Origin of the sequence: Algoriphagus sp. CAU 1675, from assembly GCF_029222925.1 — a bacterium.
GTDB lineage: Bacteria > Bacteroidota > Bacteroidia > Cytophagales > Cyclobacteriaceae > Algoriphagus.
The window spans coordinates 392,215-407,188 of record NZ_JARHUI010000004.1; the positions used below are offsets into that span (position 1 = coordinate 392,215).

At 41.9% G+C, this 14,974-nt stretch carries 17 protein-coding genes; 12 read left to right on the forward strand and 5 right to left on the reverse strand.

The window, feature by feature from the left end:
- Positions 1 to 61: 61 nt before the first annotated feature.
- Positions 62 to 1,504, reverse strand: a complete 1,443-nt coding sequence (locus P2G54_RS11685; RefSeq protein ID WP_275871312.1) for an AAA family ATPase — start codon at positions 1,502 to 1,504, stop codon at positions 62 to 64.
- Positions 1,505 to 1,518: 14 nt separating this feature from the next.
- On the opposite strand from P2G54_RS11685, the gene P2G54_RS11690 reads away from it, so the two are divergent.
- From P2G54_RS11690 to coaD, 4 genes are read left to right on the forward strand one after another with little or no spacing between them, the layout of a single operon-like run.
- The gene (locus P2G54_RS11690; RefSeq protein WP_275871313.1) at positions 1,519 to 2,028 is read left to right on the forward strand and encodes an NUDIX domain-containing protein; all 510 of its coding nucleotides are present in this window, start codon (positions 1,519 to 1,521) and stop codon (positions 2,026 to 2,028) included.
- A gap of 50 nt (positions 2,029 to 2,078) precedes the next feature.
- A complete protein-coding gene (locus P2G54_RS11695; protein WP_275871314.1) occupies positions 2,079 to 2,660 on the forward strand; it encodes a hypothetical protein in 582 nt (193 codons plus the stop codon).
- Between the two features lie 12 nt (positions 2,661 to 2,672).
- Positions 2,673 to 3,491 carry a DUF3822 family protein gene (locus P2G54_RS11700; protein ID WP_275871316.1) on the forward strand — a complete coding sequence of 273 codons (819 nt, stop codon included), beginning with the start codon at positions 2,673 to 2,675 and terminating at the stop codon, positions 3,489 to 3,491.
- Between the two features lie 3 nt (positions 3,492 to 3,494).
- Entirely contained in the window at positions 3,495 to 3,950 is a 456-nt protein-coding gene (coaD, locus tag P2G54_RS11705; RefSeq protein WP_275871318.1) for a pantetheine-phosphate adenylyltransferase, read from the forward strand.
- On the opposite strand, the gene P2G54_RS11710 is transcribed toward coaD, so the two are convergent.
- Positions 3,947 to 4,618, reverse strand: coding sequence for an NUDIX hydrolase (locus P2G54_RS11710; protein WP_275871320.1), 672 nt, complete (start codon positions 4,616 to 4,618; stop codon positions 3,947 to 3,949). The genes coaD and P2G54_RS11710 overlap by 4 nt on opposite strands.
- Before the next feature lie 98 nt (positions 4,619 to 4,716).
- On the opposite strand from P2G54_RS11710, the gene pyrE reads away from it, so the two are divergent.
- Positions 4,717 to 5,361, forward strand: a complete 645-nt coding sequence (gene pyrE, locus P2G54_RS11715; protein ID WP_275871322.1) for an orotate phosphoribosyltransferase — start codon at positions 4,717 to 4,719, stop codon at positions 5,359 to 5,361.
- A gap of 91 nt (positions 5,362 to 5,452) precedes the next feature.
- Here the strand turns inward: pyrE and P2G54_RS11720 are convergent, their stop codons facing one another.
- Complete coding sequence (locus tag P2G54_RS11720) at positions 5,453 to 5,974, reverse strand: hypothetical protein (RefSeq protein ID WP_275871324.1); 522 nt, start codon at positions 5,972 to 5,974, stop codon at positions 5,453 to 5,455.
- Between the two features lie 97 nt (positions 5,975 to 6,071).
- Entirely contained in the window at positions 6,072 to 6,593 is a 522-nt protein-coding gene (locus P2G54_RS11725) for a gamma carbonic anhydrase family protein (RefSeq protein ID WP_275871326.1), read from the reverse strand.
- 136 nt (positions 6,594 to 6,729) lie between these two features.
- Here P2G54_RS11725 and P2G54_RS11730 point away from each other — a divergent pair, with 136 nt between their 5' ends.
- The 4 genes from P2G54_RS11730 (at position 6,730) to dinB (ending at position 9,858) form a co-directional block, all read left to right on the forward strand.
- Entirely contained in the window at positions 6,730 to 7,452 is a 723-nt protein-coding gene (locus P2G54_RS11730; protein WP_275871328.1) for a YceI family protein, read from the forward strand.
- Positions 7,453 to 7,511: 59 nt separating this feature from the next.
- Positions 7,512 to 7,838, forward strand: a complete 327-nt coding sequence (locus tag P2G54_RS11735) for a hypothetical protein (protein WP_275871330.1) — start codon at positions 7,512 to 7,514, stop codon at positions 7,836 to 7,838.
- Between the two features lie 93 nt (positions 7,839 to 7,931).
- Positions 7,932 to 8,762: an anthranilate synthase component I family protein gene (locus P2G54_RS11740; protein ID WP_275871532.1), complete on the forward strand. Its 831-nt coding sequence runs from the start codon at positions 7,932 to 7,934 to the stop codon at positions 8,760 to 8,762.
- Entirely contained in the window at positions 8,752 to 9,858 is a 1,107-nt protein-coding gene (gene dinB / locus P2G54_RS11745; RefSeq protein WP_275871332.1) for a DNA polymerase IV, read from the forward strand. The genes P2G54_RS11740 and dinB overlap by 11 nt, the downstream gene beginning before the upstream one ends.
- Positions 9,859 to 9,914: 56 nt before the next feature.
- Here dinB and P2G54_RS11750 read toward each other — a convergent pair whose 3' ends face one another.
- On the reverse strand, positions 9,915 to 11,426 hold the full coding sequence (locus P2G54_RS11750; protein WP_275871334.1) for a catalase: 1,512 nt from the start codon (positions 11,424 to 11,426) through the stop codon (positions 9,915 to 9,917).
- A 235-nt stretch (positions 11,427 to 11,661) separates the two neighbouring features.
- Here P2G54_RS11750 and miaB point away from each other — a divergent pair, with 235 nt between their 5' ends.
- Genes miaB through P2G54_RS11765 form a run of 3 tightly spaced genes read left to right on the forward strand, consistent with a single transcriptional unit; the run spans position 11,662 to position 14,952 of the window.
- Positions 11,662 to 13,137, forward strand: coding sequence for a tRNA (N6-isopentenyl adenosine(37)-C2)-methylthiotransferase MiaB (gene miaB, locus P2G54_RS11755; protein WP_275871336.1), 1,476 nt, complete (start codon positions 11,662 to 11,664; stop codon positions 13,135 to 13,137).
- The gene (locus P2G54_RS11760) at positions 13,137 to 14,429 is read left to right on the forward strand and encodes a sigma-54 dependent transcriptional regulator (RefSeq protein ID WP_275871534.1); all 1,293 of its coding nucleotides are present in this window, start codon (positions 13,137 to 13,139) and stop codon (positions 14,427 to 14,429) included. The genes miaB and P2G54_RS11760 overlap by 1 nt, the downstream gene beginning before the upstream one ends.
- Positions 14,413 to 14,952: an LptE family protein gene (locus tag P2G54_RS11765; RefSeq protein ID WP_275871338.1), complete on the forward strand. Its 540-nt coding sequence runs from the start codon at positions 14,413 to 14,415 to the stop codon at positions 14,950 to 14,952. Before P2G54_RS11760 ends, P2G54_RS11765 begins: the two co-directional genes overlap by 17 nt.
- Positions 14,953 to 14,974 lie beyond the last annotated feature (22 nt).

A 14,974-nucleotide genomic window follows, 5' to 3' on the forward strand; every position in this document is an offset into this window, starting at 1 on the left:
GAAAATATCGGGCCATTCTTTCCAACTCTCCGGGTTATTTTTTCTTAAATCGCCCACTTCATTATCCATCTTCGGAGTTTTTAACAAAAAAATCAGTTGAAAAATTCACCAAATACAATTCTTCAGTAGATCTAGTCACTGCCGTATACAGCCATCTGACAAAGTCCTTGTCTATTTTTCCATCCGGCAAGAAACCCTGATCCACAAAGACGGCCTTCCATTGACCTCCCTGAGCTTTGTGACAGGTCAGCGCATAGGCAAACTTCACCTGCAAAGCATTGAGGTAAGGATCTTTGCGAATCAGCTCCAAACGCTCCTGCTTCTTTTCCACATCAGCATAGTCTTCCGCCACTTGGTCATAAAGACTCCGATATTGTTCCCTAGTCAAGGAAGGGCTGGGCGAATATAGCGTGTCCAATATCACCTTTGCTTCAAAATGCGGCTCATCTGGGTAGTCCAAAAGCCGAAGTTCCAAAGTTGCAAATCGAAACCCGTAAAGTTCTTCAAAGGACCGGATCTTCATCACTTCTGCCATATCCCCATTGGCGAGGAAATTCACCTGATCCGACTCGGCCATATAGGTGTAATTGTTTTTGACAATCATGAGCAGATCCCCAGTGTTGATCTCGTCCTCATAAAAATGGATCACTTTTCGGATGTACAGATTATACTGCACTGCAGCTTTGTTGGACCTCGTAACAATTACCGTGTTTTCAGTACCGAACTTATCATAAGCATAGCGCAAGCCGTCTTCAAGCCTCTCACTCTTCATCTTGAAAATATCCCGAAAGGATGAAGTGATGATCTTTACATTGGGCGTATCAGAAAGCAACTGCTCCCGAAGTCTAGTGGCATTATATAGGATCCCTGATTCCATCCTTTGTCTCATCACCTCGGTCAGTTCAATTTGTTCTGCATGGAGTCTGAAATGCCTTAATAAATAATTGGCCTCCAAAGCAGGACTGTATTCACTTCCAACCGGAGGAAGCTGTGCAGTATCCCCGACCAGTAAGAGTCTATTATCCTTACCGCTAAAGACAAATTGAATTAAATCACCCAACAAGTTGCCCGACATCCCACCATCATCCGCCAGCATGGAGGACTCGTCTACAATGAATACGGTTTCTTTATAATAATTTCTTTGAAGAATAAAGCCCCCTCCCATGGTTCCGGGATCCCCTTTGGGTTTGTAAATAATCTTATGGATGGTATATGCTCCTCTTCCGCTGTAATTGCTCATCACCTTGGCAGCTCTTCCCGTTGGGGCAAGCAATAAGGGTCGGAGATTGAAAGCATGCAGACTCTTTACCAATGAAGAAATCACCGAGGTCTTTCCGGTTCCTGCATAGCCCCGAAGAACAAAAGTTGGCTTGGATTCCGGATCAGCCATCAAAAACTCGTTCATCTTTTGAAAAAATTCAGCTTGCCCTTCTGTTGGTGCGAAAGGGAAATTTTTCTCCAGAAGAATCGAAGGCTTGCTAGACGGCTGCTTATCTTTACCCATAGAAGCGAAAGTAAATGACTCCTGACAAAATCAGTAAAGAAATTGAGGCAAAGTTTGGAAATCAATTCCGAACAAGGGTAAATGGGCTGTTGATCCGCGAGGAGAAAATCCTAATGGTAAAGCACCTTATGGGAAACGGGAAAATTCTTTGGTCCGTACCTGGAGGAGGAATGCATTTTGGTCAAAATGCAAAAGAAAATCTCAAGAGGGAATTTAAAGAAGAGTGTGGTTTGGAAGTAGAGGTTGGGGATTTTCAATTTGTCCATGAATTTCTTCAACCACCCCTACATGCCATTGAGCTTTTCTTTGAAATCAAAAGCTACTCGGGAAATCCAGTTTTAGGATTTGATCCAGAATTGCATGAAGAGAATCAAATTCTTTCCGATATTGCGTGGATGAATATTGAATCTATCCGTTCTTTGCCAAAAGAATCCCTTCATCATGTCTTTTGGGGAATTAAATCCCTTCAGGACATAGGTTTGTGGAAAGGATATTTTAATTTTGAAAATATTTCTATAAAATAGCACGTTTTAAAAACCTTCAACCTTACCCCAGATTTTAAAATTTCAACAAAATGAATCTAACCAAAGTATTATCCTTTGTTTTCTTACTGGTCGCAATTGGACTTGGCTACCTTCTATGGAAAGGCGTAGATGATGTTGTAGAAGAAGAAAAGAGAATCGCCCTAATCGAAGGAGCTATCATTGACAAACTACAAATGCTTCGCGATGCCCAGCTTGCCTACCAGGCTTCCAATGGTAAATATGCCGACAACTGGAATGATCTGAAAAATTTCATCGCGGAAGGTAAAATCTGGATTGTAGAAAGAACAGAAACGACCAAACTTCTGGAATACGGAAAAGAAGAAACCACAGTAACATTTGACACCTTGGGTTCTGTTAATGTGATTGACTCCTTATTCAACGAGCGCAAATTCCCTGAATTCAACTTGGAGGCTTTGGCCGTAGTTCCAGGTTCAGGAGGAAAATTATTTGAATTCTTCGCTGACAAAGTTGAGCGTAACTCATACGAAATCAATGTATTCGAAATCAGAGACCCTGATCCTATCAATCCGGAAAGAAGATTGAACAACAACGAAAAAGCATTGAAAGTAGGATCCAGAACCGACGCATCTACAGAAGGTAACTGGAAGTAATCCAACAGGATCTTGGAAAACTTTTTAAAAGTATTTAAAAGTGATAGGTTTGATGTGGAAGACACAGCGAGCCTATCACTTTTTTTATACCCTGATTCTTTGGTCATTTTCGCCAAAGACAAGAATCAGGCGAACATGGGAATCCATCTTTATTCAAAATTCAATTGGTCAGACCTGGAAAAGCTGATCGTATCCGATCCTTTTTTAAAACTGGATGTCCCTGCTAATGTCTATTTGCATCATGCTGGTTTTAGTTTAGTACCCGGGGTATTGTTCTCCCCAGGAAATGAAGCTAGCTATCTTTCCTTTGTTCAGGACTTGCCAAAAGACCTTGAGTTTTACAACACTCCACTGGACAGCAATAACCTTCAAGTGGTATCCTTCGTGGACCATAAGATCAAGAAAGCTTTGGAGGCAAGATTTTCGGAACTGAATTTCTATCATGGTTCTTGCTCTTTCCTCTCCTATCTTTTCAAGGAACGCTTCAATCTTATTGGTCAGGAGATCCTGATCAACGTATTTGGCAAACACATGTATGTGGCTGCTTTTACCGACCAGGAATTGAGCACTTTCAACATGTTTGAAATCAATAATAAAGAGGACATCCTTAAGTATGCCTTGATCTTGATCAGCCAGTTGAAATACGACAGAAACCACGTGAGAGTCAATCTATATGGCGTGCCCTCCAAATCAGACATAACGGAAGACTGGGGAAAGGAGTATTTTCAGAACTTTCGGATACTCACTCCACATGCCAACCAGAATTATTCCCACGGATTCAAACATCTCAAAGATCTTGGGCTTTTTGAAGTCTCTTGGCAATACAGCTAAATCATGAAAAAAATAGCGATTTTCCCCGGTTCCTTTGATCCCTATACAATGGGGCACCATGACATTGTCATGAGAAGCCTCAATATTTTTGATGAGGTCATCATCGGCATTGGATATAATTCCACCAAAAAAAACCGCTATTTCGAAATTGAATTAATGGTGGAAAAAATCGAAAGTGTCTACAGGGATATTCCAGGGGTGAAAGTGGTGGTATATAATGAACTTACCTCTACCCTTGCCAAAAAACACGAAGCTGGATTTTTAATTAGGGGATTAAGAAACACGACTGATTTTGAATACGAAAATACGATCAGTCAAATGAACCGCTATCTAAATGAAAACCTGGAAACGGTCTTTCTGATCACATCTCCCCAATTTGCAGCTATCAGCTCCACCGTAATTCGGGAAGTTCACCGCTATGGAGGGGATGTCAATGAGTTTTTACCCTACGAAATCTAGAATTTTTTCTTTAAAAATTGCTTGAAAAGCCATCGCATCGAAGGATATGAATTGATTAGGGCGGTTTTGGCCTCTGCCTCAGGGAACCAGTGAATATCATCAATCCCTTCCTCTTTCTGAGGCTTCATCCCTGAATCATCTATGCAATGCATCGCATACCAGTAGGTTTTCTTAAGAATACTTTTCCGGTTTTGTGTGTAGGTGTGCCAGGTATTGCAAATATGCTTCCCCAATCTCACTTCTATGGCACATTCTTCTTCCACTTCCCTAACTGCGCACTGTGCCGGGGTTTCTCCCTTATCAAATTTACCCTTTGGAAAATCCCATTTTCCCAATCGGTAAATCAACAAAACCCAATCGGATTTAAGCACCACACCTCCAGCAGCCCGAATAATAAAAAATCTACTTTTCACAAAGTCCTTTAGCGCAGGCTTATCCTCAGACACTAAGGTCACTGAATCCAGATCTTTTAGCTTTCGGGTCCTTAGTTGGTAAAGTATCCGGATAATCATATCCTGATTTGGCTCATGAAAAAGCACATCATCTTTCCACAGGTTGGCAGGGGGACATTCATCAGAAGGATTAAAAATGGCTTCGAATTTTCTTTCCGAGCCCAATTCCTTATAACTGATCAGGTCAAGCGGTTTATCGTTAATGAAGATTCTCATAGTGGGGAATCGTGAATCACTGGGTGGTTTTGGTCAAAAATGCATAAATTTTTTACTTGCTACAACCTTGACTCAGCTTAATCGGTTATTTTTGAAGTATGGAAATTTTAGATCCCACCGTTGCAGCAGAAGTAGCCGATAGGTTACTGGAAATAGAAGCAATCCGACTTCAACCTGAAAAGCCTTTCATCTGGGCATCTGGATGGAAATCTCCGATTTATTGTGATAATAGGCTTTCGCTTTCTTTCCCAAAAGTCCGGTCACTAATCAAGGAAAATCTAGTTAGAAGTATTCAGCATTTCTTTCCTGATGTTGAAGCCATTGCGGGAGTTGCCACAGCAGGTATCCCTCAAGGGGCACTTCTGGCCAATGACTTGGATCTTCCATTTATCTATGTCCGCTCCAAACCTAAAGGACATGGCATGGAAAACATGATAGAAGGCAAAATAGTCCCTGGACAGAAAGTTGTGGTGATTGAGGATTTGGTTTCTACCGGAGGCAGTTCCTTGAAGGCTGTTCAGGATTTGCGAAATGCCGGATTTGAAGTTCTTGGTATGGTTGCGATTTTCAGTTATGGCTTTGGTGTTGCCGATGAAAATTTCAAAAAATCTAAGGTCAGACTAATTGTACTTTCTCATTATGAGGCCTTACTTCCCAGAGCAGTACATAGAAATTACGTGACTGATGAGACCCTAAAATCCCTTTCCTCCTGGAGGCAAGACCCCGCCAATTGGAATCCTTAAAAATATCAATGCCGATTAGTTCGGCATTTTTTTTTGCTTTCTCCTACAAAATAAAGTCAGTCAGAAGTAAGATTTCACCTGTCAACAAGGGTTAAACCCTGTATTCCGACTGAGGGGAAGTGGATACTTTTTGTAACAAAAAGCGCTGAATCAATCCCCAGAGCAGCACTAGGACTGTAAAGGCAACCAGGATCCATTTAGCAGAAGTGCAAATGGACGCAAAAACAGCCAAACTGTCATTTTCATATGGAAAAAGCCTAAGCATTTGCAGGATCGACATATTTTCCAATAGATCAAAAAAAGCAATCAAAAGCGGCAATTTGATTAAAAGCTTATTTCCCCAAATTTTATAGAGAAGCCCTACCAAGGCTAAACTGTAAAATATCATGTACGGAAAATCCAAAAACCAGATCCCAGTTCTGTAGAGATCACGATTGGCAAGACTCATATTTCCCAGGGTAGAATAGGCTTCTTCAACGGAATAGGCAAACCTTAGATCCAAGGCCCAATCTTTGGGAATAAAATGGCTTAGTAGAAAATTAAAGATGATTGAAACAATGAATAGTCCAAATAAAATGGGCTTTCTGTCCAAAAGATTTAAAATTCTTGACATAAAAATATATTTAAAAGTAAATCAATCTGATTCAAAGTAAGTCATTTATGAAAAGCAATGAAAAAAATCGGACGGATAATTTCTCTAAAGGTTTTTCTTACTCTCCTTTAAACCATTGTGAATACATGGGGTAATTTCGGGCAGTCCGAAGAATCACTTCTTCCATTTCCGGGCCTGTGGACTTTACCTTTTTGGCAGGCATCCCTGCATAAATTGAATTGGCTTCCACCACAGTATTTGCCAGCACCACGGCACCTGCAGCAATCACAGCACCGGAATGCACGACTGCTCCATCCATCACTATTGCCCCCATGCCGATCAGTACGCGATCATGAATCGTGCAACCGTGAACAATAGCATTGTGTGCTATAGAAACCTGGTTACCAATGTAAGTACCTGCTTTTTTATAAGTACAGTGAATCACTGCTCCATCCTGAATATTGGTGTCATCACCAATTCGAATTTCATTTACATCTCCCCTGACTACGGCATTGAACCAAACGGTACAGTTCTTTCCCATGACCACATCGCCCACGACTGTTGCATTTGGAGCAAGCCAACAATCTTCCCCGAATTCTGGACTTTTACCGTTCACTCCCATGATTAATGCCTTTCCCATAACCTCCTCTTTTTTGAGATGAAATATTTTAAATCAAAGTTCATTTTTTTTTTGAAGGATGTGAACTTTTTGTGCAATTTTGTCTTTGATGTATATACATTTAATTTCAAGACACTAAATCAACAATTTAAAAATCATGAAAATTATCAAACAATCAACTTTCGTTTTAGCTGCAGCTTTACTTGCTTATGCATGTAACAAACCCGCTGACACGGTTGAAACCACAGAGGCTCAGGAAGTAGCTGAAGTAACTGGAACCACCCTTTCCCTAAAAACCAATGAAAGTACAATTGCTTGGACTGGATACAAACCTGCCGGCAAACATTTCGGCAAGATCCCGGCAACAGAAGGTTTTGTTGCAGTTGCAGGAAATGAAATCACAGGTGGATCTTTTAAATTCGACATCCCAGGTCTAACCATTGAGGATATGGAAGCTGGTTCAGAATTCCACGGAAAACTCTACACCCATCTTCAGTCAGCTGATTTCTTTGATGCTGCAAACCATCCTGAGGCAACATTCGAAATTACTTCCGTAGAGCCTTTCACATCCAATGACCAGATCACAGATAAAGAAGAATTTGTATCTGAATACACTCCTGCTTCAGACAGTTCACTTAGCCCTGAGGCTCCGACTCATTGGGTTAGCGGAAACTTGACTATGAGAGGAACAACCAAAAACATCAAATTCCCAGCAGCAATTTCTATCGAAAATGGAGCTGTTTCTGCAAAAGCTGGATTTAACATTGACCGAACTGCTTGGGGACTTGCTTATGGTGATGAAGCAACCGCAGCAGACAAAGCAAAGGATCAGTTTATCTACAATTCCGTTTCCTTGGTTTTGGATGTAAAAGCTGAATAAACTAAACCAATTTCACTTAAAGAGGAATTCTCAGGGATTCCTCTTTTTTTTGTATCTCCATGAATGAGAACACTTTTAAATATCCATTGCCCAAGGGGAATTGGATCCCCAACTTCCTGAAATGGGCAGATAGCATTTACCCTTATTTCATCTGGATGGACGGGAATTCTTATCCTTATAATGAAGGGGCTTTTGAAAGGAAATTTTTGGCAGGACATGAAGTTCTATCGACTTCTGAAATTTGGTCAAATCCTGAAATCAAAAAAGCCGGGATCATCAGCTATGAATACAAAAACAGGCTGGAAGACTTAGAAAGTAACAACCGAGCAATCCTTGACCTTCCGGAGCTTCTTTTTTTTAAGGCAGACCTGGAAATCAAAGCTTGAGGAGATCATCTGATTTCTAATCAGAAACTGAATGATGATTTTTGGGATGCTTTAAAAGAACCAAATGACAACACCCCAATCCAAAACTATCCCATCCAACCTCAGGCACATTCCAGCAAAAAAGAGTACCTCGAAGCAATCAAAAAAATAAAGCATGAAATCACCGAAGGGAATACCTATGAATTGAACTTTTGCCAGGCATTCTCAGCCCAATTTGAGCAATTTGACCCTATAGAGAGCTACATAAATCTCAACAGCATCTCACCTATGCCCTTTTCGGCCTTATTCAAGGCAAAAAGCACATGGCTTATATCCGCATCCCCAGAGCGGTTTCTTAAGAAAAAAGGTTCTAATTTGATCGCTCAGCCCATTAAAGGAACCATAAGAAGAGGATGCAATCCAGAAGAAGACCAAAAAAACAGAGAGCTACTATTCCAAAGTGAAAAGGAACGTGCAGAAAACCTGATGATCACGGATTTGACGAGAAATGATTTATCGAAAGTCTCCGAAACCGGATCAGTAAAGGTATCCGAACTCTTCGGCATCTATCCGCTGCCCAAGGTTTTCCAGATGGTCAGTACAGTTAAATCCATTGTTAAACCAAATACATCTTTGGAAGAAATCCTTTCATCAACTTTCCCAATGGGCAGCATGACCGGCGCCCCCAAGATCAAAACCATGGAGCTCATAGAAGAGTTGGAGAACTTCCAAAGAGGATGGTTTTCAGGGGCCTTGGGATGGATTGACGAAAAGGGGGATTTTGATTTTTCGGTCGTCATCCGGAGTGTCATTGCAGATTTAAGCACAAAAAAACTCTATTTTGCAGTAGGGAGTGCAATCACTATCGATGCTGATGCAGAATCCGAATATGAGGAATGTCTCCTCAAGGCCAGCGCAATTTTGGAGGTACTGAGTGGAAAATGAACCCAATCTAAACGAAAAGCCTATCCGAAAAATCATTCATGTGGACATGGATGCTTTTTATGCCTCTGTGGAGCAGCTTGACCATCCGGAGTGGAGAGGTAAACCTCTAGTAGTTGGCGGGAGTGCCGCCCGTGGTGTAGTTGCAGCTGCAAGCTATGAGGCAAGAAAATATGGGATTCACTCCGCCATGTCCTCGATCTTGGCAGCAAAAAAATGTCCCCATTTGATTTTTGCAAAACCCAGATTTGACCGATACAAGGAACTCTCTAATCAAATCAGAGAAATCTTTCATGAATATACGGATCTGGTGGAGCCCCTATCCCTGGACGAAGCTTTTTTGGATGTTACCGAAAACAAAGCAGGTCATAAATCTGCCATATTCATTGCCAGGAAAATACGGGAAAAGATCAGGGAAAAAACCGGTCTCAATGCTTCAGCAGGAGTCTCCTACAATAAATTTTTGGCCAAAATCGCTTCAGACCTCAACAAACCCAATGGGCAAGCTGTCATATTACCGGAAGAAGCTGAGGAGTTTCTAGAAAAACTTCCAATCCACAAATTCTTTGGAATAGGAAAAGTAACCGCAGAGAAAATGAAATCCCTGGGGATTCATAATGGAGCCGATTTAAAGCAATTTTCCTTGCAGTTTTTAACCAAAAAATTCGGGAAATCCGGGATCCACTATTTCAATATTGTAAGGGGAATTCATCTTTCGGAGGTTCAGCCTCACCGGGTCAGAAAATCCATCAGTGCCGAAAACACATTTGAAACCGATCTAATAGGAGATACTTCTCTTAAAAACAATCTTCGACCCATCTATGAAGAACTCATCCGTCGACTAAAAAAAAGCGGAATCAAAGGAAGAACCCTGACTCTAAAAATCAAATTTTCGGATTTCACCCAACAAACCCGGAGTAGAACTCTAGAACAGTATCCCGAGGATGCAAAAATCTGGTCGCTTGCCTTGGAACTCCTCGGGCAGGAAGAAATCCAAAACCCAGTTCGCCTGCTGGGACTTGGACTTTCCAACCTCAACATCACCGAGGAGCATGAGCATTTCGGAGAGCAACTTCGCATTCCTTTTGAGATAAACTAAAAATAGCCACTTAGAAAAATGGCTATTTCAAATTTCCCTTTTTCAAGAGGCATCTATCAGCGACGGCCCACATTCATACTTTCCATCACAGCGTTGACATTTACTCCCAAGCCATCAGCCACCCTCCTTCCAAAATCTTCGTCCATTCTAAACCAATGGCAAAGCTGACGATTGATAATCAGCTCCCGGTTCGGACCGGTCACACCACTCATAGCCCCAATCACATTTCGGATGGTATTATCCTGTTCTTCAACTGTCATTACTTCCCTGAAAAGTGCCCGAGGCTGAGAATAATGATCATGATCTCCAATTTTGGAGTTTCTATCATACCAATCCGCAATTGAACTATCCAAGGAATCGGACGGCTCCTTGTAAGACTCATCTACAGAAATATTATCGAAGCTATTGGGCCAGTAATTCGGCTTTCTCCCCCCATTTCCATCAACTCTCATTTGCCCATCCCGCTGATAGTTATTGACCGCGAAGGGACATTTGTTTACTGGTATTTGCTCGTAATTACTTCCTAATCTATACCTGTGAGCATCCGGGTAGGAAAGTAATCTTCCTTGGAGCATTTTATCCGGTGAATAGCCAATGCCATCCACTACATGGGCAGGAGCAAATGCAGCCTGTTCCACATCCTGGAAATAGTTGTCTGGATTTTGGTTCAGTTCGAGCACCCCCACATCGATTAGTGGGAAATCCCCATGAGGCCAAACCTTGGTCAAGTCAAAAGGGTTGAATTCGGTATTTCTGGATTGCTCCTCCGTCATCACCTGGATTTTTAGATTCCATTTGGGAAATTGCCCATTGTCTATTGCCTCCACTAAATCCCTTTGTGCAAAATCCAAATCCTTTGCCTTCATTGCATTGGCTTCTGCATCAGTAAACGTTTTAATTCCCTGAGCAGTCTTAAAATGGAACTTTACATACACACGTTCATTTTTTGCATTGATCATAGAGAATGTATGAGATCCATAACCATTCATAAAACGGTAACCAACCGGAGTTCCTCGATCTGACATCAAGATCAAGACTTGGTGCAAAGATTCCGGATTTAAAGACCAATAATCCCACATCATGGTCGGGGATTTCAAGTTGGAATAAGGGTCCCTTTTCTGGGTGTGTATAAAATCCCCAAATTTCTTGGGGTCCTTGATAAAGAAAACCGGGGTGTTATTACCCACTAAATCCCAATTACCGTCTTCAGTATAAAATTTTACCGCAAACCCCCTGGGATCCCTTTCTGTATCAGCTGAGCCTTTTTCTCCCCCTACCGTAGAAAACCTGACAAATACCTTTGTCTTTTTCCCGACCTTGTTGAAAATCTTGGCTCGGGTATATTGGCTGATATCATCCGTTACGGTAAAGGTTCCGAAAGCACCTGATCCTTTAGAATGTACCACTCTTTCGGGAATTCTTTCTCGGTTGAAATGAGCCATTTTCTCATGCAGGATGTAATCCTCCAGCAAGACCGGTCCTCTTGGCCCCACTGTCTTGGTATTTTCATTTTCCGCATAAACTCTCCCTGATGCGGTAGTCAGTTTGTTATGAGCGTGATCAGACATGATTCAATAAAATTAATTTTTGAGTTGTGGGAATTTAAGCAAAACTACAAAGCGTTATTAATAAGTATCACTCATTTCAAATCCCGAAAAACCCCGGTGGTTTGAATGAATCGAAGATACTTAACCAAAAGCTACCGCGTAATAGTTAAAAAGAAAGGGTCAAGAAATAAATGCGACAAACAAACTGCCATTTTGTCCGCATTTTCTTAATTTCGCATCCTCAAATGGATTTTAGATGAGTAATTTAATAAAAGATATTGATATCATTTCGGGGGAAGAGGCTGTTGCTGCAGACTTTAAAACAACCACCGAGGAAAATACCGGCAAAGCAAAAAAACTCTACATCGAAAGCTACGGCTGTCAGATGAATTTCTCCGATTCGGAAATCGTCGCTTCCATCATGAAAGAAAATGGATTCGATACCACATCGGATTTTAGCCAGGCAGATGTGGTGTTTTTGAACACTTGTTCGATCCGAGAAAAAGCGGAGCAGACAGTACGCCACAGATTGAATCACTTCAATGCTATTAAGAAAAATAAGCCTGAAATGACCATAGGGGTTTTGGGCTGCATGGCTGAGCGTCTCAAAGAAAAGCTTCTGGAGGAGGAAAAAATTGTAGATGTAGTGGTCGGGCCGGATGCATACCGTGATCTTCCCAACTTGGTAAATGCTGCCGAAGATGGCAGAAAAGGAGTCAACACCTTTTTATCCAGAGAAGAAACCTATGCCGACATCGCACCTGTCCGTCTGAATTCCAATGGAGTGACAGCTTTCATTTCCATCATGAGGGGATGCGACAATATGTGTTCTTTCTGTGTGGTTCCTTTCACCAGAGGCAGAGAAAGAAGTCGTGACCCACATTCCATTGTCGCTGAAGCTCGTGACCTATTTGAAAAAGGGTATCGCGAAGTCACGCTTCTCGGTCAAAATGTAGACTCCTACAAGTGGTCTCCAGAAGAAAACAACAAGGCACGTCTCAATAAAAAAGAAGAAGAGGTCAGCGACATCGTCAACTTCGCCAACCTCTTGGAAATGGTCGCTTTGGTTGATCCCAACTTAAGGGTTCGTTTCTCTACCTCCCATCCCAAGGATATCACAGATGATGTATTGTACACCATGAAAAAGTACGACAACATCTGCAAATACATTCATCTCCCAGTGCAAAGCGGAAATAGCCGTGTATTAGAACTGATGAATAGAACCTACGACAGAGAATGGTATCTGGATCGGGTACGTGCCATCCGGGAAATTTTGGGTGAAGAATGCGGCATTTCCTCAGATATGATCGCGGGATTTTGTACAGAAACTGAAGAAGAACATCAGGACACATTAAGCCTTATGGATATCGTAAAGTATGATTTCTCCTATATGTTTTTCTATTCTGAGCGTCCGGGCACATTGGCTGCAAAAAAATACGAAGATGATATTCCTCTTGATGTGAAAAAGCGCCGATTGGCTGAAATCATAGAAAAGCAAACCCAGCTTTCACTGGACAGAAACAACCTTGATGTAGGTAAGGAACAGCTTATCCTTATCGAGGGCACATCCAAAAAATCAAGTGAGGAATTCAAAGGAAGAAACTCAGCCAACAAAGTGGTAATTGTACCTTCGGCAGGCCTTAAAATGGGTGATTACGTAAAAGTAAAAATCACCGGATGTTCTGCAGCAACATTGTTTGGTGAGGTTTTGGAAATCAACCCAGCTCTATGATGATCACCCCTCAGGAGATTCAAAGCGTCAAAATGAGATTTGGGATCATTGGAAACAGTCCCCTGCTCAACCACGCCATTCAAGTTGCCATGCAGGCCGCTCCTACAGACATGACCGTCTTGATTACTGGAGAAAGTGGTAGCGGAAAGGAAAGTTTCTCAAAGATTATTCATTCCCTTTCCTTAAGAAAGCACGGAAAATTTATCGCCATCAACTGTGGGGCAATTCCTGAAGGAACCATTGATTCTGAATTGTTTGGCCATGAAAAAGGCTCCTTCACAGGTGCACACGAAGCCCGAAAGGGATATTTTGAAGTGACTGATGGCGGTTCCATTTTTCTGGATGAAATCGGTGAGATGCCCTTGGGAACCCAAGCCAGATTACTTCGGGTATTGGAAAATGGAGAATTCATCAAGGTGGGTTCTTCCAAGGTCCAAAAGACCAACGTAAGAGTCATTACCGCCACCAACGTCAACCTGCTCAAAGCAGTTGAAAAAGGCAAATTCCGGGAAGACCTATACTATAGACTCAATACCGTCCCAATTTTCGTCCCCCCTCTTCGGGAACGTGGAGAAGATGTGGTGTTACTTTTCAGAAAATTCACTTCTGATTTTTCTGAAAAATACCACGTACGTCCAATTTCCCTAAATGCAGATGCACAGTCCCTGTTAATGCGTTATCCTTTCCCAGGGAATATCCGACAACTCAAAAATATCGCTGAGCAAATATCCTTGTTGGAAGAAAACCGGGATGTAGATGCCCAAACCCTCTCTAAGTATCTACCAACAGACAATTCCCGCCTTCCTGTGGCGATCGGCGGAACAAAGTCCTCGGGAGAGGCCATGGACTTCTCCGAAAGAGACTTGCTCTATAAGGTTCTATTCGATATGAAAAAAGACATGAATGAGCTAAAAAAACTCGTTCTTGAATCCTATCAGAGTGGTGGAATCAACCAAAATATCATCCAGAAACATCAAGGGCTTTTTGAAGACTTGGACAATGGTTTTACTGGAAAAGAAAAACCAGAAACCGGGCCGAGCTACCCAGTTCCTTTAGTTTTAGAATCTCAAAAGCAATCCGATTTGGATTCCAAAGATTACGAGGAAGAGCAAATCGAGGACATTATCCATGAAGAAGATGACAATTCCCTGTCATTGGAAAAGAAGGAAAAGGAGATGATCCTGAGAGCACTCCGCAAACACAACAATAAGCGGAAATATGCCGCCAGCGACCTGGGGATTTCCGAACGAACCCTCTACCGAAAGATCAAACAATATGAAATCGATCAATAAGTGGCCGGTGCTTTTTCTAGGTGTTTTTTTCATCCTACTTCAGGCCTGTTCCATCAAATACAGCTTCACTGGAACTAATATCAATTACGAATTGGTCAAGACCTTTTCGGTGGACAATTTCTTCAATGATTCTGGGGGAGGGCCTGCCAATATGGAGCAGCGTTTTACTGAGGCGCTGAAAGAATATTACCAAAGAAATACCCAGTTGGAATTAGTTCGAAACAACGGGGATTTACAGTTCTCAGGCGCTATCAAACGCTACACCCTGACTCCCCAGGCAACAGTTTCGAGCAATAATCCCAATCTTCCAGACCGGGCAGGCCAGATGAGATTGACCATCAGTGTTGAGGTGGAGTACATCAACATGACCAACGAAGAAGAAAACCTCAAGCAAAGTTTTTCTTTCTTTCAGGATTATGACCCTAAAACCACCACCCTTTTGGATGTGGAAAGCCAGTTGATCGAAGAGATTTTCAAAAATATCATCCAAGATATCTTCACCGCTACGGTGGCTAATTGGTAATTTGATTATATTCAACCCAAAA

Excerpts from the sequence above, each read along its gene's own strand:
- P2G54_RS11765 (WP_275871338.1), top strand. The coding sequence starts at position 14,413 with ATGAAATCGATCAATAAGTGGCCGGTGCTTTTTCTAGGTGTTTTTTTC.
- P2G54_RS11710 (WP_275871320.1), bottom strand. The coding sequence starts at position 4,618 with ATGAGAATCTTCATTAACGATAAACCGCTTGACCTGATCAGTTATAAG.
- P2G54_RS11735 (WP_275871330.1), top strand. The coding sequence starts at position 7,512 with ATGAATGAGAACACTTTTAAATATCCATTGCCCAAGGGGAATTGGATC.
- P2G54_RS11760 (WP_275871534.1), top strand. The coding sequence starts at position 13,137 with ATGATCACCCCTCAGGAGATTCAAAGCGTCAAAATGAGATTTGGGATC.
- coaD (WP_275871318.1), top strand. The coding sequence starts at position 3,495 with ATGAAAAAAATAGCGATTTTCCCCGGTTCCTTTGATCCCTATACAATG.
- P2G54_RS11690 (WP_275871313.1), top strand. The coding sequence starts at position 1,519 with ATGACTCCTGACAAAATCAGTAAAGAAATTGAGGCAAAGTTTGGAAAT.
- P2G54_RS11725 (WP_275871326.1), bottom strand. The coding sequence starts at position 6,593 with ATGGGAAAGGCATTAATCATGGGAGTGAACGGTAAAAGTCCAGAATTC.
- miaB (WP_275871336.1), top strand. The coding sequence starts at position 11,662 with ATGAGTAATTTAATAAAAGATATTGATATCATTTCGGGGGAAGAGGCT.
- P2G54_RS11750 (WP_275871334.1), bottom strand. The coding sequence starts at position 11,426 with ATGTCTGATCACGCTCATAACAAACTGACTACCGCATCAGGGAGAGTT.
- P2G54_RS11695 (WP_275871314.1), top strand. The coding sequence starts at position 2,079 with ATGAATCTAACCAAAGTATTATCCTTTGTTTTCTTACTGGTCGCAATT.
- P2G54_RS11685 (WP_275871312.1), bottom strand. The coding sequence starts at position 1,504 with ATGGGTAAAGATAAGCAGCCGTCTAGCAAGCCTTCGATTCTTCTGGAG.
- pyrE (WP_275871322.1), top strand. The coding sequence starts at position 4,717 with ATGGAAATTTTAGATCCCACCGTTGCAGCAGAAGTAGCCGATAGGTTA.
- P2G54_RS11720 (WP_275871324.1), bottom strand. The coding sequence starts at position 5,974 with ATGTCAAGAATTTTAAATCTTTTGGACAGAAAGCCCATTTTATTTGGA.
- P2G54_RS11730 (WP_275871328.1), top strand. The coding sequence starts at position 6,730 with ATGAAAATTATCAAACAATCAACTTTCGTTTTAGCTGCAGCTTTACTT.